17 protein-coding genes are annotated in these 21,134 nt (G+C 49.1%); 12 read left to right on the top strand and 5 right to left on the bottom strand.

Annotation, left to right across the window (positions count from 1 at the left end; translation table 11 throughout):
• Positions 1 to 5: 5 nt before the first annotated feature.
• The 9 genes from QUW60_RS10710 to QUW60_RS10670 all read left to right on the top strand — a co-directional run bounded on the left by QUW60_RS10710 (position 6) and on the right by QUW60_RS10670 (position 12,354).
• Complete coding sequence (locus QUW60_RS10710; protein WP_289560379.1) at positions 6 to 1,448, top strand: S41 family peptidase; 1,443 nt, start codon at positions 6 to 8, stop codon at positions 1,446 to 1,448.
• A 139-nt stretch (positions 1,449 to 1,587) separates the two neighbouring features.
• A complete protein-coding gene (locus QUW60_RS10705; protein WP_258338160.1) occupies positions 1,588 to 3,054 on the top strand; it encodes a TolC family protein in 1,467 nt (488 codons plus the stop codon).
• Between the two features lie 7 nt (positions 3,055 to 3,061).
• A complete protein-coding gene (locus QUW60_RS10700) occupies positions 3,062 to 4,045 on the top strand; it encodes an HlyD family secretion protein (protein ID WP_258338159.1) in 984 nt (327 codons plus the stop codon).
• Positions 4,046 to 4,066: 21 nt separating this feature from the next.
• On the top strand, positions 4,067 to 5,230 hold the full coding sequence (locus QUW60_RS10695) for an ABC transporter permease (RefSeq protein WP_375337972.1): 1,164 nt from the start codon (positions 4,067 to 4,069) through the stop codon (positions 5,228 to 5,230).
• Positions 5,231 to 5,242: 12 nt separating this feature from the next.
• Positions 5,243 to 6,502 (top strand): ABC transporter permease, encoded by a 1,260-nt coding sequence (locus QUW60_RS10690; protein WP_289560376.1) that lies wholly within the window; start codon positions 5,243 to 5,245, stop codon positions 6,500 to 6,502.
• 94 nt (positions 6,503 to 6,596) lie between these two features.
• Positions 6,597 to 7,934, top strand: coding sequence for a TonB family protein (locus tag QUW60_RS10685; RefSeq protein WP_289560374.1), 1,338 nt, complete (start codon positions 6,597 to 6,599; stop codon positions 7,932 to 7,934).
• 21 nt (positions 7,935 to 7,955) lie between these two features.
• On the top strand, positions 7,956 to 10,160 hold the full coding sequence (locus tag QUW60_RS10680; protein ID WP_434736866.1) for a S9 family peptidase: 2,205 nt from the start codon (positions 7,956 to 7,958) through the stop codon (positions 10,158 to 10,160).
• Positions 10,161 to 10,169: 9 nt separating this feature from the next.
• Positions 10,170 to 11,012, top strand: a complete 843-nt coding sequence (lipA, locus tag QUW60_RS10675) for a lipoyl synthase (RefSeq protein ID WP_289560370.1) — start codon at positions 10,170 to 10,172, stop codon at positions 11,010 to 11,012.
• A gap of 346 nt (positions 11,013 to 11,358) precedes the next feature.
• Positions 11,359 to 12,354 carry a hypothetical protein gene (locus tag QUW60_RS10670; protein WP_289560368.1) on the top strand — a complete coding sequence of 332 codons (996 nt, stop codon included), beginning with the start codon at positions 11,359 to 11,361 and terminating at the stop codon, positions 12,352 to 12,354.
• 134 nt (positions 12,355 to 12,488) lie between these two features.
• Here the strand turns inward: QUW60_RS10670 and QUW60_RS10665 are convergent, their stop codons facing one another.
• From QUW60_RS10665 to QUW60_RS10645, 5 genes are all read right to left on the bottom strand, one after another.
• Positions 12,489 to 13,883, bottom strand: coding sequence for an alpha-L-fucosidase (locus QUW60_RS10665; RefSeq protein WP_289560366.1), 1,395 nt, complete (start codon positions 13,881 to 13,883; stop codon positions 12,489 to 12,491).
• A 61-nt stretch (positions 13,884 to 13,944) separates the two neighbouring features.
• Positions 13,945 to 14,649, bottom strand: coding sequence for an SAM-dependent methyltransferase (locus tag QUW60_RS10660; protein WP_289560364.1), 705 nt, complete (start codon positions 14,647 to 14,649; stop codon positions 13,945 to 13,947).
• Between the two features lie 16 nt (positions 14,650 to 14,665).
• Positions 14,666 to 15,661, bottom strand: coding sequence for a gliding motility protein GldB-related protein (locus QUW60_RS10655; RefSeq protein WP_289560362.1), 996 nt, complete (start codon positions 15,659 to 15,661; stop codon positions 14,666 to 14,668).
• Positions 15,662 to 16,519: an enoyl-ACP reductase FabI gene (locus QUW60_RS10650; protein WP_258338149.1), complete on the bottom strand. Its 858-nt coding sequence runs from the start codon at positions 16,517 to 16,519 to the stop codon at positions 15,662 to 15,664.
• Positions 16,520 to 16,750: 231 nt separating this feature from the next.
• The gene (locus QUW60_RS10645; RefSeq protein ID WP_258338148.1) at positions 16,751 to 17,728 is read right to left on the bottom strand and encodes an ROK family protein; all 978 of its coding nucleotides are present in this window, start codon (positions 17,726 to 17,728) and stop codon (positions 16,751 to 16,753) included.
• Between the two features lie 168 nt (positions 17,729 to 17,896).
• Here QUW60_RS10645 and QUW60_RS10640 point away from each other — a divergent pair, with 168 nt between their 5' ends.
• Genes QUW60_RS10640 through QUW60_RS10630 form a run of 3 tightly spaced genes read left to right on the top strand, consistent with a single transcriptional unit; the run spans position 17,897 to position 21,119 of the window.
• Entirely contained in the window at positions 17,897 to 18,616 is a 720-nt protein-coding gene (locus QUW60_RS10640) for an ABC transporter ATP-binding protein (RefSeq protein ID WP_258338147.1), read from the top strand.
• Between the two features lie 5 nt (positions 18,617 to 18,621).
• Complete coding sequence (locus QUW60_RS10635; RefSeq protein WP_258338146.1) at positions 18,622 to 19,872, top strand: ABC transporter permease; 1,251 nt, start codon at positions 18,622 to 18,624, stop codon at positions 19,870 to 19,872.
• A 2-nt stretch (positions 19,873 to 19,874) separates the two neighbouring features.
• Positions 19,875 to 21,119 (top strand): ABC transporter permease, encoded by a 1,245-nt coding sequence (locus tag QUW60_RS10630; protein WP_258338145.1) that lies wholly within the window; start codon positions 19,875 to 19,877, stop codon positions 21,117 to 21,119.
• Positions 21,120 to 21,134: the final 15 nt, after the last annotated feature.

Raw genomic sequence — 21,134 nt, 5'->3', positions numbered from 1 at the left:
ATGTTATGAGGGCGATTTTCAACAGACTTGTGTTGGCCGGAACTGTTCTGGCAGGACTGCTGTCTTCATGCGGTGAAGACCGCTCGGGAGAATATTATGCGCTGATAACTACCAAAACCTGGATATACAATGTCATGCAGGAGAACTATCTGTTTTATGAAGACATCCCCTCGGAAGACGAACTGGACTTCTTCGACAGTCCGCAGGATTTCCTGTCATCGGCAGCCTCAAGCAAGGACAAGAAAAACGGCGTGCTTTTCTCTCATGTGGATTCAATAGCCACCGGTTCGCGAGCCACAAGCACTTACCCGTGCTTCGGATTCGAAGCGGCCCTTGTCCGCACAACTGAAGGAACAAATACCATGCGCATCCTTTATGTCCAGCCGGACTCGCCTGCAAAAGAAGCCGGACTGAAACGCGGCGATTGGGTCATTGCTGTGGACGGAGAAGAAATCTCCCAAAGTTCATATTATGAAGACTACATCGAACGTCCTTCGGGAGCGCATACCTTCACATTGGGCAAATACAATCCTTATGTAGAAATTCCAGATGATGGAACGGCTGAAGACGACTACAACTATGCTGAGTTCGACACCATCGGAGTTGTCCAGCTTCCGGCTCCACGCTACGTGGAAGAACAGGATGTGCTCGAAGCAAAGCCCATCGAAGTAAGCTCGCATAACGTACTATACATCTTATATAATGAGTTCGGCGAGAATGCCGATGCGGTGGAAAGCATATTCACACAATATGCAGGCCAGTTCAGCGACATCATTCTCGACCTCCGCTACAATCCGGGAGGCTATGTTTCAACATCCCAGGTGATAAGCACGCTCCTTGCCCCACAAAGTGCCATGGGGCAGCCTTTCCTGAACATGACATACAACGACAAAATCAACAAAACGGAAACGTTGCTTTTCGACCCGAGCCTCCTCTCAACAGGAACTCCCGCTCAATACAACAATCTGTATGTCATCACGTCCGGCAATACGGCTTCTGCCTCTGAGATTGTGATCAACTGCCTGAGGCCTTACATCAACGGACGGCTTATCCAAGTGGGAGCGCCAACCTTCGGAAAGAACGTGGCCCAGCAATTGTTTACAGACACAAATTCTCCAAATATCGAACTTTGGCTCACAACCACTTACTTGAGCAATTCGCAAGGATATTACGAGTATTACGAAGACGGACTTCTTCCTGACTTTGAGATTGAAGAGAACTTGGGAGAAGATCTAGGAGAGTTCGGCACTCCGGGAGATTCGCTGCTGGCTCCGGTATTTTACCACATAGCCAATGGAAGCTTTCCTGTCACCGAAGTCCCGGGAGAAGGATCAAGCAACACAGGCAGCAGTCTGTCAAGCCGAAACGGACACGGTTCATTCGCCGGCAAATGCAAAATCATAGACAATTCCATAAATCACAGACTGAAACTGAATCTGCTGAACTGAGATGCGCCCATCTCGGTGCAACTTAACAAATTTATAAGCTGCATTGAGAATCTTTACAACAAATCTTTTTGGTTATTTGTTATAAAAGCATACATTTGCAATGTTGCATAAGCAACCAAATAACAAAGTTCTTCTGACAATGAAAAAGTTTTTTAGTCTTATTCTGGCCATTGGTACTTCCTTAAGCGTTTTTGCACAGCATACGCTCACTTTGGACAGTTGCCGGACACTGGCTCTGAAAAACAACAAAGAGCTGCTCATATCGCGAGAAAAAGTGAATGCAGCTCATTATGAGAAAAAGGCAGCGTTCACCAACTATCTCCCAAAAATTGAATTTGCGGGCGGATATATGCGCACTCAAAAAGAAATTTCCCTGCTAAGCGACGAACAAAAGCAGACAATCGGAAATCTGGGGACAGCTGCCGGATCGCAGCTTCAGCAAGGGCTGCAGGCACTTGCCGCCCAAAACCCCGGTCTGGCCGCCGGACTGCAAGGACTTCTTCCCGGGGCTGTTGCAGGAGTTACAAACGGACTGAACGCTGTAGGCGAAGGAATCGTAAATGCGCTCCGCACCGATACAAGAAATCTGACTGTCGGAGCGGCTACACTCACCCAGCCGATTTTCATGGGAGGAAAAATCATAGCATACAACAAAATAACCAAATATGCCGAACAGCTCGCCGAAGCTCAACATGCGACAGGACTGCAAGACATCATTCTGAACACAGACCAAGCATATTGGCAGGTGGTTTCGCTTGCAAACAAGAAGAAACTTGCCGAAAGTTTCCTGAATCTGGTCCAGAAACTGGACTCTGATGTCAGCAAGATGGTCAACGAAGGAGTGGCCACAAAAGCTGATGCTCTAAGTGTAAAAGTAAAGGTGAACGAGGCAGAGATGACACTGACACAGGTTGAAAACGGCCTGAGCCTTTCAAAAATGGTTCTCTGCCAACTGTGCGGCCTCCCATTGGATACAGACATCACACTGGCCGATGAAGACATGAGCAGCCTTACGCTTCCAAACGCTTATACAGAAGCCAATGTCAACACGGCTTTAGCCAACAGACAAGAGCTGAAAAGCCTGGAGCTCGCATCCGAAATCTATCGCCAAAAGGTGAATGTCGTACGCTCCGACTTTCTCCCTTCAGTTGCAGTCACAGCAAACTATCTGGTAACGAATCCGTCCCTCGTCAACGGGTTTGAAAACCGTTTCCGCGGAATGTGGGCAGCGGGAGTCATCGTAAAGATTCCGGTATTCCACTGGGGAGAAGGCATATATAAGGTAAAGGCAGCCCAAGCAGAAGCGAACATCGCCCGATACAAGCTGGACGATGTGAAGGAAAAAGTGGAGCTTCAGGTTACGCAAAGTTCCTATAAAGTAAACGAAGCGGCCAAAAGGCTGACCATGGCTGAAAAGAACATGGAAAAGGCTGAAGAGAACCTCCGGTATGCCAATCTGGGATTCAAGGAAGGAGTCATACCGACAAGCAACGTGCTTGAAGCTCAAACGGCGTGGCTGTCTGCACAGTCTGGCAAGATAGACGCCCAAATTGACGTAAAACTTAGCGAACTTTATTTAAACAAATCAATGGGAACATTAAAATAACATCGATATGGAAAAGACACAACGCAACAATATCATGCTGGCATTCATCACACTTGCAGGAGCCGTAGCAATCGTCAGCATCATCGGATTCTTCACTCTCGGAAAAGGAACAGAAATCATTCAGGGAGAAGCCGAAGCGACAGAATACAGGGTATCCAGCAAAGTTCCGGGACGTGTCCTGAAATTTTTTGTCCATGAAGGCGACAAAGTCAAAGCTGGAGATACACTGGCAATCCTCGAAGCGCCCGATGTCATGGCCAAGCTGTCGCAGGCGCAAGCCGCTGAGCAGATGGCACAGGCCATGAACGAAAAAGCGATCAGAGGAACACGAAGCGAACAATTGCAGGCAGCTTTTGAAATGTGGCAGAAAGCAAAAGCGGGACTGGAAATAGCCGAAAAATCATACAACCGCATAAACCGGCTGTATGAAGAAGGAGTGATGACCGCACAGAAACGCGACGAAGCCAAAGCACAGTACGATGCCATGAAAGCGACCGAGCGTGCCGCAAACGCACAGTATACAATGGCTAAAAACGGAGCGCAGCGGGAAGACAAGGCTATGGCTGCCGCACAAGTCGAACGGGCGAAAGGGGCTGTGGCAGAAGTTTCATCCTACATCTCGGAAACATACCTTACGGCCTCGGCAGATGGAGAAGTTTCTGAAATATTCCCGAAAGTGGGAGAACTGGTCGGCACCGGCGCACCGATAATGAACATAGCCCAGCTCGATGATATTTGGGTTACGTTCAATGTGCGCGAAGATTTCCTGAAAGACTTCAATGTAGGCAATGAGATAAAGGCATATATCCCTGCCTTGGAAAGGGATGCAACATTCAGAATAACCTATATGAAAGATTTAGGAACTTATGCCGCCTGGAAAGCAACCAAGACAACCGGACAATTCGACCTGAAAACGTTTGAAGTGAAGGCAAAGCCCGTGGAAACCGTAGAGAATCTGCGCCCGGGAATGTCTGCAATCATCGAAAAATAAGATTCAACAATGTCATCTGATATGTGGAAAAGTTTGTGGAACATAGCCCGCAGGGAAACATACCGTATTGCAACGAAGCCGATGTATCTGTTCTGCATCATCATCGCTCCGATATTCTGCTTCGTGTTCTTCTCTACCCTCATGAGCAAAGGGTTGCCGACCGACATGCCCGCAGGAGTGGTAGATCTGGACAATACGGCTACCACACGAAACATCATCCGCAATCTCGATGCGTTCCAGCACATTGAAATCACCGCTCATTACAGCAGCGTTACAGAGGCAAGAAAAGCCATGCAACGGGGAGAAATCTATTCATTCTACTACATACCCAAGGGTACTACGGAGAAAGCACTGGCAGGCAGACAGCCCAAAGTGTCTTTTTATATCAACTACTCTTACCTGATAGCTGGGTCGCTGCTTTACAAAGACGAACGAACGATGTCCGAACTGGCCTCTGCTGCTGTCGGACAAGCTACTTTGCTGGCAAAGGGAGCCACCGAAGCACAAGCCATGGCTTTTCTCCAGCCAATCGTAATCGAAACCCACGCGCTGAACAACCCGTGGCTCAACTATTCGGTATATCTGTGCAATACGCTGTTCCCAGGAATATTAATGCTGCTCATATTCCTGACAACAATTTACACACTGGGGACAGAACTGAAAGAGAATACGGCAAAAGAATGGATGCAGATGGCCGGAAACTCTATCGCGACGGCTATAAGCGGCAAACTGCTTCCGCAAACCGTCATCTTCTTTCTGATTGCTGTTTTCTATAATATCTATCTCTACGGATACCTCCACTATCCATGCAACAACGGCATCTTCCCCATGCTGCTGGCCGGACTGCTTCTCGTGATTTCCTCGCAGGCATTCGGAATATTCCTGTTCGGCTTGTTCGGCAATTTCCGCCTAGCCTTGAGCGCTGCGTCATTGTGGGGAGTCATCTCGTTTTCGATATCAGGCTTTACCTATCCGGTCATGGCCATGCACCCCGTACTGCAAGGCATATGCGTACTGTTTCCGCTGCGGCATTACTTCCTGATTTATGTCAATCAGGCACTCAACGGATACTCGGTCGTTTATGCCTGGGAGCCGATAGCAGCTCTGCTGCTATTCACATTGTTGCCGTTCTTCGTGCTGAAACAGCTCCGCACAATCATGCTGCACTATGTCTATCTACCTTAAACATTGTATTTCATGAACAATCATACACTTCCACATATCATCAGACAAGGTTTGGCTGGCTTATTCCATATCTGCTCGCATGAACTGAAACAAGTGTTCAAAGATCAGGGCGTGCTGATATTCTTTCTTCTGGTTCCACTGGCTTACCCTTTAATATACGCATTCATTTACACCAACGAAGTTGTAAGGGATGTGCCGGCGGCAGTGGTCGATTTAAGCAATACGGCACAAAGCCGGGAATTCCTCCGCCTTGTTGACGCGAGTGCAGACGTAAGAATCCAGTCGCACTGCACCGATATGGAAGAGGCAAAGACATTGCTGAAAGAAACAAAGGTATATGGCATAATCTATATTCCCGCCGATTTCAACAAAGACCTTTCGACGGGCAAGCAGGCAACTGTCAGTCTGTTCTGCGACATGAGCGGAATGCTCTACTACAAATCGCTGCTCCTTGCCTGCACCAATGCGTCTTTGTCTGTCAACAAACAGATACAGATTGAAAGGGCTGGAAACACAACCGACCGTCAGGATGAAATAACAACAGCACCGATCGAATACGAAGACATCTCGCTGTTCAATCCGCAAGACGGTTTCGCCAGCTTTCTCATTCCCGCCGTACTCATTCTTATTATCCAGCAGACGTTGCTGCTCGGCATCGGAATGGCTGCGGGAACTGCCAGAGAAAACAACCGTTTCCGCGACCTCATTCCAACGAGCAAACATTACCAAGGCACACTGCGCGTGGTAGCAGGCAAATCTTTTGCCTACCTGCTGATATACCTCATCGTATCAGCCTACATATTGTGTCTGGTTCCGAAGATATTCAGTCTGGTGCAAATCGCCCAGCCGTCCACATTGCTGGCCTTCATCTTCCCATACCTGCTGGCATGCATCTTCTTCGCCATGACCTGCTCGGTATTCATCCACCACCGCGAGTCGTGTCTGATGATTTACGTATTCACTTCCGTTCCGCTGCTGTTCATATCCGGAATTTCATGGCCGGGAGCAGCCATCCCCGAATTCTGGAAAGCGTTTTCTTACCTGTTCCCTTCCACATTCGGCATCAACGGATTTGTACGGATCAATACCATGGGAGCGGAACTCAACGAAGTGCTTCCCGAATACCGGGCATTATGGATCCAGTCCGGAGCATACTTCATCACCACATGCCTGGTATACCGCTATCAGGTTACATTAAGCCGTAAACATGCCATCGAACGGCTGCACCTGCTCAGACTCCGCAGAATGTCGGCAAAAATGCGGAAGGCGTGACACAAAACCCGCCTGTTCAGCTTTATTAACACAACGGCAATATTGAATCAAACAGAATACTTGTAGCTTTGTAACAATTTAACTGCAAGCATTTATGAAACACTATATTGCCACAGCTCTCATATTGGCTGCATCCGTCTTCGCAGGGAACAACTACGGACGGGCACACGTTGCGGAAGAAAAGAAACAAACGTTCCGCATCACCGTGCTCAATACCGACGGGGCTCCCCAAAACGGAATGATTCTGAAAATTTCAGGCTATGGAACAGAATATACCAGCAACGAGGAAGGGCTGTTTGAATTCGAACATGAAATCAACGAAAAAAATATCCGGACAGGAAACTTCTATTTCCCCGACGACAAACAGAAATCCGTAAAATCGCTGCGTCTGGACAAGGCAGCGACAGACACCATAATCCGCATCAACAGCCAGGAAGATCTGATACGCTACAAACAAAGCGGAAAAACTTTTCAGATCAGCGGCATTGTCAAAAACAGCGGACGCCCCATAGCAAACGCGGAAATATCCATCCAAGGTACAGGAAGACGGGCCTCGACAGATGCGAACGGTGAATTTGTCATCGAGGCCGACTACAACCACGTGGTTATGATACGCGCGGAAAAAATGGAAAACAAATACCTCGATGCAGATGTCTTTCTGGAGCATTCCGAAAAACCTTATACAATCAATATGATACGCAAGGGGGCCGACCGCATCTATGCAAGCGTAGAACAGATGCCCCAATATCCCGGAGGCATGAAACAGTTCTTCAACTATGTCCGACGAAAGGCACACACAACCGAACTTGCGGAAAAGACGCAGACCGAAGGAACCGTCATGATACAGTTTGTAGTGGAAAAGGACGGAAGCATTACATCACCTCATATCGTGCGCAGCCTGAAGGCAGAACTCGATACGGCTGCTTTGGATGCAATCATCGTGATGCGCGACTGGATTCCGGCAAAAGACCACGGCACGACCGTCCGCTGCAAATATTCCGTACCGGTTCCTTTCAAGCTTCCGAAACCGAAAGAACCGGAAAAGAAACCGGTATTGCCGAAAGATTCGCTCCTGGCCGACAGCATTGCAGCCGACTCAACGCACACCGACTCACTTGGACTCTTTGCTCCCATAGCTGCCGGAGATTCGCTGAAACTCGATTCTCTGCAGAAAAAGCTGGCATTGGCTAAAGACTCACTTTTCACAGACAGCCTGAATGTTCACCAGAAGAATGACAGCCTGCAAACCGATTCTTTAAAGGCCGTACAGCAACCTGCCGCCGAAGTGAAGCCCAAAAAACGGAATGCTTTTGTAAGATTCTTCCGCTGGCTGTTCGGAATCAAAGACAAAGAAGCGAAACCGCAGGCAGATGTTCCCGGGCCGGAGATGACGGAGGAGAAAGAAATTCCAGTTGCGGAATCGACAGAATGAATACAAACTTAAAAAAGATAGATGATGAAAAAGATTCTCACACTTTTGTTTTCGCTGCTTGTTCTCGCATCGGGAACAACGGCAAAGAACGTGACACTGAAAGATGCGGCCGGCGGAACTTACCGGGCACAGAACATTTACGGACTTAAGCCGATGCTTGACGGAGAGCATTATACACAGATAAGCTCCGACCACAAGCGCATCGTGAAATACTCGTTCAAGACAGGCAAAGAGGCCGGCACGATTTTCGATGTAGCGACAGCACGCAATATCGAACTCAAATCATTCGACGGATACATCATGTCGCCCGACGAAAGCCTGATCTTAATCCAAACAGAAACCAAGCCGATCTACCGCCGTTCGTTCACTGCGGTCTATTACATCTACAACGTGAAGAACCGCACGTTGGAACCGCTCTCCAACAACGGCCCGCAGCAAGTTCCGCTCTTTTCTCCCGACAGCCATCAGATTGCCTTTGTACGGAACAACAACATCTATCTGGTCAAGCTGCTGTTCGGAAACAGCGAATCTCAGGTCACAAAAGACGGAGAATACAATAAAGTCATCAACGGCATTCCCGACTGGGTATATGAAGAGGAGTTCGCGTTTAACCGCGCATTTGACTTCAGCGCAGACAGCAAGATGATCGCCTATATCCGCTTCGATGAAAGCGAAGTGCCCATGTATTCTTTCCAATGGTACAAGGGACTGGCTCCGGAAAAAAAAGCGTACGCCACTTATCCGGGCAGCTACGACTATAAATACCCGAAATCCGGAGCAGACAACTCTAAAGTAAGCGTACACACATACGACATCAAAAGCCATGTAACGCGCAAGATGGACCTGCAAATCGAAGCAGACGCCTATATCCCGCGCATCAAGTTCACATCTGATCCCGACAAGCTGGCAATCATGACGCTGAACCGCCACCAGAACCGGTTCAACATCTACATGGCCAATCCGAGAAGTGCCGTCTGCCAGGTAGCTGTCCGCGACGAATCGGAGCAGTATATCAAGGAACAGGCTTACTCCAGCATCGTGTTCTATCCGGAGAACATCGTTATGATGAGCGAACGCGACGGATACAACCACCTGTATCTCTATACCATCGGAGGGAATCTGGTAAAACAAATCACCAAAGGAAAATTTGAAGTGAAAGATTTTCTGGGATGGGACCAGAAGACAAACGAATTCTACTATACAAGCAACGAAGAAAGCCCGCTGAAAACAGCAGTCTATAAAATAGACGGGAAAGGAAAGAAAACCAAACTGTCCGCACGCACCGGAACAAACACTGCAATCTTCAGCACCAACATGATGTATTACATCAATACTTTCTCAAGCATCAGCACTCCCACCCTCATCACACTGAACAACAACAAGGGAAAGGAACTTGTCACGCTGCTCGACAACAGCCGGCTGAAATCACAGCTGGCCGAGCTGAACATGCCTCAGAAAGAATTCTTTACATTCAAGACCAGCGAAGGAGTTGAGCTGAACGGATGGATGATGAAGCCGGCAAACTTCGACCCCAACAAGAAATATCCGGTCATCATGCATCAGTACAGCGGACCCGGCTCGCAGCAAGTGCTCGACAAATGGGGCATCGGCAGCTTCGGCGACGGCGGAATGTTTGAAGCCTATATGTGCGACAAGGGATTCATCATGGTCTGCGTAGATGGCCGCGGAACCGGAGGACGGGGAGCGGCTTTCGAAAAATGCACCTACCTCTCAATCGGCGTGAAGGAATCCACAGACCAGGCTGAAGCCGCCAAATACCTCGGAAGCCTGCCTTATGTAGACGGCAGCCGCATCGGAATATGGGGCTGGAGCTATGGGGGATACAACACGCTCATGTCGATGAGCGAAGGCTCGGGGGCATTCAAGGCCGGCGTAGCGATTGCAGCTCCCACCGACTGGCATTTCTATGACACCGTATATACCGAACGTTTCATGCGTACCCCGAAAGAAAACGGCGAAGGATATAACGCCTCCTCTGCCATCGGCCGTGTAGACCAACTGAAAGGCGACCTGCTTCTGATTCATGGCAGTGCAGACGACAACGTTCACTTCCAGAACTTCATGGAGTATAACGAAGCCCTCATACAAGCCGACAAGTATTTTGAAACGCAGATTTATACCAACCGCAATCATGGCATATCAGGAGGAAACACACGCAACCACCTGATGAACCGCGTTGCCGAATTTTTCATCAGAAAACTTTAAGCCAACGCTATGGAGCATTTGAGAAAACCGGACTGGTTGAAGATAGATATCGGGACTAACGCCCGCTACACAGAAACGAAACAGATTGTAGACACACACAAGCTGCATACAATCTGCACAAGCGGACGTTGCCCGAACTTAGGAGAATGCTGGGGAAGAGGTACGGCAACATTCATGATAGGCGGAAACATATGCACCAGAGCGTGCAAATTCTGCAACACGCTCTCGGGCAAGCCGCTCCCGCTGGACCTTTCCGAACCGGCACAAGTGGCAGAGTCTGTCCGCCTGATGAAACTCCGCCACGCTGTCATCACTTCGGTAGACAGGGATGACCTGGAAGACTTGGGCGCACATCATTGGGCGCAGACCATAGAAACCGTGCGCCAAGTTAATCCACAGACCACGATAGAGGCCCTGATTCCTGATTTCCAGGGAAGAACAGAGCTGGTACAGCTTCTCATCGAAGCGCATCCGGAGATTCTTTCACACAATGTGGAAACCGTGCGCAGACTCACTCCTGAGGTCAGAAGCGTGGCCCGCTATGACACCAGCCTGGCCGTGCTCCGGCAAATCGCAGAAAACGGAATCAAGTCAAAATCAAGCATCATGGTGGGATTGGGAGAAACTCCGGAAGAAGTGGAAGAAACAATGGACGACTTGCTTGCAAACGGCTGCAAACGGCTGACCATCGGACAGTATCTGCAACCAAGCAGAAAACACTATCCGGTAAAAGAATACGTCACTCCCGAACAATTCCGGAAATACAAGGAAACCGGTATGAGCAAAGGCTTTGAGATGGTAGAAAGCGGACCGCTTGTACGCTCTTCCTATCATGCGGAAAGGCATCTTTGAGCCAACAAGTCCCGGCAGGTTTTCCGGTCCAAAGAAACCGGACAGACTGCGCGACAAACTGTATCTCCAACCTAAAGATATAAATCTCCAGCCTGAATATATGCATCTCCAGCCTGAACACACATATCTTCAGGCTGGAGATAAACTTTTTACGGAAAAGCCTCCGCTTTTTCACGCAAGCTATCAGATTTCCGGACAACAAAACAATAGCTCTTAAAGCCCTTTCCTCAGGAACTTCTGCCATACACTGCAAGAATCCCGGGCAACGCCATCTGCACAAAAAAAACTCAAATCCGGAACGAACAAAACAAAAAACGAATTTGTTGCATAAAAAAATGCCATCACTATGAAACTGTTGATAAAATATAGACACAAGATCGTATCCTTCGGCCTGCTGCCTACTATAATCACACTGATAGGGCTGCATTTTTTCCCCGCCACAGCAATGCTCGGCATCGGACTGGCAATCAGCCTCATCGGTTTGGCCTACGATTTCTTCCAGCTTAAGTCCCTCAACTTTTTTCTACTGCAAGGAACCGCAGGCATAGGCACCTGCTTCTTGCTCCGACTCTTTACCGGCTACGAATACATACCGCCCCGCAGCATTACTCCCACGCTGGAATTCATGCTCCTTATCTTTGCCTTCATCTATTTAACGGCACCGGAAACATACCACAGCCTGCTCAAAAAGTTCCGGCTCGACTCCAGCATATCCTACCGGCTGGAGGCGAGAGTGATAGTCATTCTGTCGGGACTGCACCTGCTCAGCCTGTTTCTGCTCCAGAACGTGATTTCCATTCACACCAACTATGTGCATTACACCCTCGTCTTTTATGCTCCAGCTTTGATCTATATCATTTGCCTGATAATAAACATGACCGGAATCCGCATGGCGGCGTCAACTTACGAAAACCCCTGCTGCGTGATAAGGATAGCCCCCATATGCAACGGAAAAATTTACCTTATCCCCTATGCCAAGGCTGACTCCGGAAAACGCGTATGGGATGTTCCGCTGATCTTCCCCTTCGAAAAATGTCCATACAAAAGCGAAAGGTTTGCCGCCGAAAAGGTGAAGGCGTTTCTGCAAAAACAGCCGGGAAAGTGTTCGTTCATCTCTCCCCGCCTGATCCTGAAGTACCGGATTGACAGACTGACTCCCTATCCGATACAACTGTTCATACTTCCGATTGACAAAGAAGAGAAAAGCATTGCTCCGGAAGGCAGATACTTTACTTTTGCAGAGCTGATCGAATCGCCCGAAAATTTCAGCGAAATACTGCTGGCAGAGAAAGAACACCTGCAAATCTCTGCCAATCTATGGAAAGAATTCAATTTCAGATAATTCCGCAACATGCCGATGAAGCGACAGATACAGCCCATGCCTTCGCCGGAAAGCTGCATCTGCCCGCTTTGCATGCCATCACCGGCAGACCGGTTGCTGCCGGCAGCATGAGAACCATTCAATCAGACACATCACTACATGTCAAGCGTAACCTTCAGCACATAGACCGGACAATGCTTCTCGCCGGCATCCAGCGCAATATGCAGTCCGCCGGCATCCTGCCTCCATTCGGCAGTCTGATGCGAATCCATGCATTCCACCGAAACAACCCGGTCCGAAGGACGGAAAGCAGACAAGGTGAAAGACGGAGCCGTCACATGGCGCACGATGACATAAACGGCATTGCCCTTTTGCGTATAGCGGAAGTCGGGCACAATTTCCTGAGGCGTTCCGTCGTACACCGCATCATGAAAAGCCTTCTCATTGCTTTTTTCCCGAACAGAAGGGTCATACAGTTCGCCATACGTATGCCACGGGCGTGTGCCGTAGATGGCTTCGCCGTTCATTTCCAGCCACAGATGAAAAGCGTCCAGCCCCGGACGCGCCAATGCCGGGAAACAGCCCTTGCCGTCCGGACCGATATTCAACAGCAAATTACCTCCCTTGCTCACAATGTCGGCCAAATGACGTATCATTACATCCGGTTTCTTATAGACCGTATCATGCCGGTTGTAACACCAGTTCTTGCCCATGGTCAGGCAAGCCTCCCAGGGACGGTTGTCTATCCCGCCGGTCAGTTTCTGCTCCACAATGCTATAGTCGCCCATTCCGTTGCCGATGCGGCTGTTGATAAGACATTGCGGCTGCAGCGAGTGAATCAGCTCTCTGATCTCACGGCTCATGTCCTTCGTGACCAGCTCCGGCGTATCAAACCACAGAAAGTCGATACGGCCGTATTGTGTAAGCAGTTCGCGCAGTTGCGACTTCACTTTCCGTTCCATATAGCGGGGCAGTTGCTTGGCATCTTCGTCCGGATAATCCCACGTGTTGCTTCGTCCGGCTTTCACGGGCCAGTTTGTCGGCACGTCAGGATCTTCCCAGTCACGTCCCAATGAATAGTAGAAGCCGAATTTCAGTCCTTCCTCCCGGCAAGCCTCCGCCAGTTCCTTCATGGGATCCTTTCCCCATGGAGTGCATTTCACTATGTTATAGTCGCTGCATTTGGAATCATACATGGCAAAGCCATCGTGATGCTTGGATGTGATAATGACATAGCGCATGCCGGCCCGGCGTGCATCCTTCGCCCACTGGCGGGCGTTGAATCCCGTCGGATTAAAGTCGTTAGCAATCAGCGCATACTCTTTCAGCGGAATGCGCTCGTAGAGCATGAAGTGCTCTCCCCCTTTGGCCGGATGCCCTTTCCAGTCGCCCGCCGTCTGTGAGTAAAGTCCCCAATGCAGGAACAAGCCGAACTTGGCATCCTTGAACCATGCCAAAGAAGCCGTGTCAACAGATTGTGCGTTTCCCATAACCAGTACAAAGCCCAGCAACAGAGCGCACCCGATTCGCTTAATGTTTTCCAATCCCATATGCTCTTTAATATTAACAAAGATGATCGATCAATAACCAGATACATCCGGAGAAACATCCTTATTTGTAAATAAGGAATATGCACGGAATCTTATTCAGATCGGGCAAATGTCCCTTCCATTCCTTTACGGTGCGTGTCTGGATATACTCGCCTTCACAGGTGATGTTGGCAGCAATGCACAGGCGAGTCTGAGGACGGCACACATGCAGGATTTCTTCCATCAGCTTTTGGTTGCGATAAGGCGTTTCGATGAAAAGCTGTGTCTGGTTTTCCTGATAGACACGATTTTCAAGTTCCTTCAAGCGTCTGGCGCGCTCGGCGGGATCTATCGGAAGGTAACCGTTGAACGCGAAATTCTGTCCGTTAAATCCGGCTCCCATCACCGACAAGATAATAGACGAAGGCCCGACCAGCGGAACCACTTTCAAACGCTTTCTCTGCGCAATGGCCACAACATCCGCTCCCGGATCGGCAACCGCCGGACATCCCGCCTCTGAAATGACTCCCATCGAATGCCCGTCGGCCAAAGGCCGCAGATAGTCAGATATAGCCTCCGGAAGCGTATGCTTGTTCAGTTCATAGAAAGTCAGGCTATTGATGTCAACCGAGGCATCCACCTTCTTCAGAAAACGGCGTGCCGAGCGCACATCCTCCACAATAAAATGTTTGATATTCAGAATAATCTCCTTATTATAAGACGGAAGCACCCGCTCTATTGGAGTTTCTCCCAATGTAACAGGCAACAAATACAAAGCTGTTTCCATAATATTTCTCAATCAACTAATTGGACGGAGCCAGCATCTCACGGAAATCTGTTTTCTCAAGCAACTGGGCTACAGACATATCCTCATGGCTTTTCATCCATTTCTCAACCAACTGCATTCCGATCCATATGCCAAAAGACGGAGGCAACTGCTGTCCGGCAAAGACAAACCCCGGATTGGAAGAAATGTACGAGCGGATGATCATCGGGTCCGTGCTCATCAAGTGATTGCTGTCGGACATCCATTTCCACAGATCCTTGCCATGACTCCTGCACCATTTCAGTTCTTCGTCCGTATATCCCAAGGCAAACGCACCCGATTTGTTCTCTCCGAAGATATGCTCCACAATCCATGCTATTTTCCCGCGATGCATCATTATGTCAAACAATGCCCTGTGCCCCTCCTCCCAAGAGAAAGGGTATTGTCCCAAAAGATAAAATGCAAAGCAATCCGGAACGATACGCTCCGGCGACATAAACCGCCGCTGATAAGAATAGTAAAATTTCTTGTACAAAAGATAATCCGCTCCCATGTATTTGTCAAGGCTGAATCCCAGCAGACTGTCAGTTACGACAACCGACTGGTTCAAGGCAGCTATTTGAGAATAGACACGAGGAATCCTCAGCGAAGGGATTTCCTTTTTCAGTTTTCTGAAGCCTTTCGTCAATTCCTTTTCAACCGGCGTCATGTCTTTGAACTTCATGCCGGCATCTTCCATCAGCCTGACCAATATGGAATCGGAAAAGAATGTGCAGAAACGTCCGTTTATATCCGGCTGATCCACCGATCCAAGTTCAAGCACATCTTCAATGAGCAGACGGGTGGCATGCGACCATTCCGTGCTCATCCGCTGCCACGCCAACAGGCTGTTGAGCTCTGTAGCCTCAAACTGCAGGCGGTCATAGCGGAAGACTTTTATATCCACATCATCAGCCGGATTGCCCTTCCGCCTGTCCAACTGACAGGCAGAAAGCGCAACCAGACTTATTAATATGAATAAAAGCCTGTTCATTTATCCGTAAATGATATTGCCGTTAGCGTCTTTATATTCATCCAGCCCCTTTTCGTAGGTCGCCATCGCACGCAGACTCATGCCCACGCTGGAGAATCCTCCGTCGTGATACAGGTTTTGCATTGTCACCTTACGGGTCAGGTCAGAGAACATCACAATGCAATAATCCGCACATTCATCGGCCGAAGCATTGCCCAGAGGCGACATACGGTTTGCAAAGTCGAACAGCTTGTCCATCCCTTTCACTCCCGATCCGGCAGTAGTCATGGTAGGCGACTGTGAAATCGTATTGATGCGGACATTGTGTTCGCGTCCGTAAATGTATCCGAAGCTGCGGGCGATCGACTCAAGCAAAGCTTTTGCGTCTGCCATATCATTGTATCCGTAGAACGTGCGCTGTGCAGCCACATAACTCAAGGCTATAACCGAGCCGTAATCATTGATCGCTTCCAGTTTCTTGGCGGTCTGAAGCATCTTATGGAATGAAATGGCCGAAATGTCAAGTGTCTTGTCCAACATATCATAATCCAGATCATCATACGTGCGTTTTTTGCGCACATTCGGCGACATGCCGATTGAATGCAGCACAAAATCTATCTTACCGCCCAACACTTCCATCGAACGCTTGAACACGTTTTCCAAATCTTCCACGGAAGTAGCATCTGCCGGAATCACTTCGCAATTCAGTTTTTCTGACAAAGCTGAGACTTGTCCCATACGCACTGCAACGGGAGTGTTCGACAAGGTTATTGTCGCACCTTCTTCCACTGCACGTTCAGCAACCTTCCAGGCAATCGACTGCTCGTTCAAAGCACCGAAGACAATGCCTCGTTTTCCTTTCAATAAATTATAACCCATATTCTTTTTATTTGATATTGATGGGCAAAGATACAAACTTAATTTTCATTTCTCACACTTTTTAAAAGCAAAATATCTGAAACAGAACAAGAGGCTGTCTGAAATCTCCAGTAAACCAACCGAATCAGCCGCTTCACGACGGAGGCTGGACGCTTTTCCACAAAAGCAAAAAAGACGGAAAGCGGCTGCATGCCCGCCTTCCGTCTTTTCATCTGCCGGAAATCTCCAGCTCTATTCTGCCTTGGTTTCCCAGCCCAACGCACTGGCACCCAGCACTGCGGCGTCAGCGTCTTTCAACTGCGAAAGAAGCAGTTTGGTCTTTCCTGCATATATTTTCAGCACATTCTCATTGATAGCCTTCTGAATCGGTTTCATCAGGTAATCGCCAGACCTGGCCAATCCGCCGAACAGAATGATCGCCTCAGGGCTGGAGAAAGCGATGGAGTTGGCCAAAGCCTCACCAAGAACACGTCCTGTAAATTCAAATATATCCAGAGCGAGCTTGTCACCCTTAACGGCCGCATCATACACATCCTTCGACTGGATCTCATCGGCCGGAATGTTCCGCAGAAGACTCGGTTCGGTGCTCTGTACCAGCATCTCGCGTGCGGTACGAGCCACACCGGTAGCAGAACAGTATGTCTCAAGACAGCCCTTACGGCCGCAGCCGCACTGACGTCCTCCGCGTTCCACAATCACATGCCCCAGTTCGCCGGCAAAACCGTCGTGTCCGTAAACCAGTTGTCCGTTGATCACAATGCCGCTTCCCACGCCGGTGCCCAACGTAATCATTATAAAGTCTTTCATGCCGCGAGCAGCGCCATATGTCATCTCACCGATAGCCGCCGCATTGGCATCATTAGTCAATGTAGTCGGAATGCCTAACTGCTCTTCAAACATGGAAGCAAGGGGAATAATGCCCTTCCACGGCAAATTAGGAGCAAACTCAATCGTTCCGTTATAATAGTTGCCGTTCGGCGCACCGACACCCAGACCTTTGATCTTTTCAGCTCCGCCAAACTGAGAAATAAGGGGAATCAGCTTTTTGCAAACAGCATCCACATAATCTTCAATCTGCTCATACTGCTGAGTCTTTACAGAATCGGAAGCCAGAACATTTCCGCGGGAATCAACGACACCGAACACTGTATTCGTTCCGCCGATATCCATACCAACCACATAAGGTTTCTCTACATTGTTTATTGTCATGACATTTTAATGTTTAGGGTTAATTATTTGAAGCAAAAATAAAGAATCACATCATACAGAGCAAATTTTTCCCGCATTTATTTAAACGTTTGTGTAACTTTTTTATACCTTAGCAGCGTCTAACACGACAAAAAGGCTAAAAATAAAAGGAAAAGAAACAAGACTGATATGATCCGGCTGAAAGACATCAACAAAACCTACCATAACGGCGCTCCGCTTCATGTACTGAAAGGCATCAACCTCAATATCGAAAAAGGGGAATTTGTTTCTATCATGGGAGCCTCAGGATCCGGAAAATCAACGCTGCTGAACATCTTGGGCATTCTGGACAATTATGATTCGGGTGAATACTATCTCAACGACGTGCTGATACGCAATCTGAGCGAAACCCGGGCTGCCGAATACCGCAACCGGATGATCGGTTTTATCTTCCAGTCGTTCAACCTGATATCATTCAAGAATGCCATGGAGAACGTAGCGCTTCCTTTATTTTATCAAGGAATGAACCGGAAGAAAAGGAACCTGCTGGCCATGGAATACCTCGACAAGCTGGGACTGAAGGAATGGGCGCACCATATGCCGAACGAACTTTCGGGAGGACAGAAGCAGCGTGTTGCCATCGCCCGGGCCCTGATATCGAAGCCTCAGATTATTCTAGCCGACGAACCGACAGGCGCTCTCGACAGCAAGACATCCGTAGAGGTGATGAACATCCTCAAGGAACTGCATGACAATGAAGGCCTGACCATCGTTGTAGTGACTCACGAAAGCGGCGTGGCGAACCAGACCAACAAAATCATCCACATCAAGGACGGACTGATCGAACGGATAGAAAACAACACAGACCACAACGCTTCACCTTTCGGACAAAACGGATTCATGAAATAAGCATTATGACCGATCTTATACAGGAAATCTACGGAACCATCATGCGCAACAAACTGCGCACAGCCCTTACGGGCTTCTCGGTAGCATGGGGAATATTTATGCTTATCGTGCTGCTCGGAGCCGGGAACGGACTGATTCACGCTTTCGAAGGGCAGTCTGAAGGAATGATGATGAATTCGATGAAAATTTTTCCCGGATACACGTCACGCCCCTACAAAGGCATGCAAGAAGGAAGGAGCATTTCACTCGACAACAGCGACCTGCAAGTCACAGGCGCAGCCTTTCCCGACCACATCATTGCTACAGGGGCAACGGTAAGCCAGGAAAGCGTAACGCTGTCATTCGGAAAGGAATATCTTTCAATCGGAATCGACGGCGTGTTTCCCAACTACCCGGAACTGGAAGCGATAAAAGTCAAAGAAGGACGTTTCATCAACCGGCGCGACATGACGGAGAAGCGGAAGGTTATGGTTATCCATGAAAAGACAGCCAACTCACTCTTTGCAGACAAGAGCCCCGTAGGAGAGTACATCAATGCGACAGGAGTAGCCTATCAGATTGTAGGGGTTTATACAGACCAGAACAGCTTCTCTCCCACTGCCCTTGTCCCGTTCACAACCTTGCAGGCCGTATATGCCAAGGGCGACAGCATCGACAACATTACTTTTACGACCAAGGCGCTCGCCGATGAGGCGGACAACGACGCATTCGAAGCAGACTATCGCCGCGTTATCGGAAACCAGAAACAGTTTGACGCGGCCGACGACAGCGCCATCTGGATATGGAACCGGTTCACGCAATACCTGCAGCAGCAAACGGCCACCCGAATCCTGCATACAGCCATTTGGGTAATCGGCATATTCACCCTGCTGAGCGGCATCGTGGGAGTAAGCAACATCATGCTGATCACTGTGCGCGAGCGTACGCACGAATTCGGCATCCGCAAAGCGCTCGGCGCAAAACCGGCCTCCATTTTATGGCTGATTGTTTCGGAAAGCGTCACCATCACCACTTTCTTCGGATATGTCGGTATGGTAGCGGGCATCGCTGCCACAGAATACATGAATGCCGTGGCCGGAAAACAGACCATGGATGCCGGAGTGTTTTCCATGACCTTTTTCGAAAACCCGACAGTGGATCTGTCCATAGCCATACAAGCCACTCTCACATTGATTATCGCCGGAACGATGGCCGGTATTTTCCCTGCACTGAAAGCGGTGAAGATACGCCCGATAGAGGCACTTAGAACTGAATGAATATGAAACTGTTTGACTTAGACGTTTGGGAAGAAATACTTGTCACGATCACGCGAAACAAGACACGCAGCCTGCTGACCGCATTCGGCGTGTTCTGGGGAATATTCATGCTTGTCGCACTTATGGGCGGAGCGAAAGGCATGCAGCAAATGCTCTCGCGGGAGTTTGAAGGATTCGCAACCAATTCGGGATTCATGGGAGCCAACAAAACCAGCAAGGCATACAAGGGATTCCAGCAGGGACGCTACTGGGATCTGGAGAACGGTGATGTGACCCGCATACGGCGGAGCGTGAGCGAAGTAGACATCATCACTCCCAGCCTGGCCAAATGGGGAGTGGACATCATCTATGAAGACCAAAAAATATCCGGAACGCTCAAAGGGCTGTATCCTGAATACGGAAAAATAGAAGAGCCGCTCATTTCCTACGGCCGTTACCTGAACGACATGGATGTGAAAGACAGGCGGCGCGTATGCATCATCGGAAAGCGCATCTATGAATCGCTCTTCCCCGGAAAAGAGAATCCGTGCGGGAAATTCGTCAAGATAAACGGCATTTATTACCAGGTGGTGGGAGTCAGCCTTTCATCCGGAAACATATCCGTCCAAGGAAGATCCGAAACTTCCGTTATCATACCGTTCACCACCATGCAGCAAAACTACAACTTCGGACAGAAAGTGCAAATGCTCTGCTACACGGCAAAAAAAGGATATTCCATCAGCGATGTGGAAAAAAAGGTGGAGCAGGTAGTGAAACGGGCACACTATATTCACCCGGACGACAGCCAGGCAATTATCCAGGTGAACGCCGAAGCCATGTTCAGCATGATGGACAACCTGTTTTCGGGAATACGGATTCTGGGATGGATGGTCGGCCTGGGCACACTGCTGGCCGGAGCTATCGGAGTCAGCAACATCATGATGGTGACGGTGAAGGAACGCACCGTAGAAATAGGCATACGACGGGCTATCGGAGCGCGTCCGAACGACATTCTCCAACAAATACTTTCAGAAAGCATGGTGCTGACAATCATTGCAGGAATGGCGGGAATATCCTTTGCCGTATTTCTGCTGAATGCTGTCGAGGCGGGAACTTCCTCTCCCGGCTCTCCGACAGACTTCCAGATAAGTTTCTGGGAAGCGGTGGGAGCGTGCATGCTCCTGCTGATGCTGGGCCTGCTTGCCGGACTTGCCCCTGCATACCGGGCCATGGCAATCAAACCGATCGACGCCATCCGTGACGAATAATAGCCATAAGCTGAA

It is taken from the genome of Bacteroides gallinaceum (genome assembly GCF_030373775.1).
Lineage (GTDB): Bacteria > Bacteroidota > Bacteroidia > Bacteroidales > Bacteroidaceae > Phocaeicola > Phocaeicola excrementipullorum.
The sequence above is the reverse complement of the archived record's forward strand: the minus strand, read 5'-3'. Positions and strand labels throughout refer to the sequence as shown.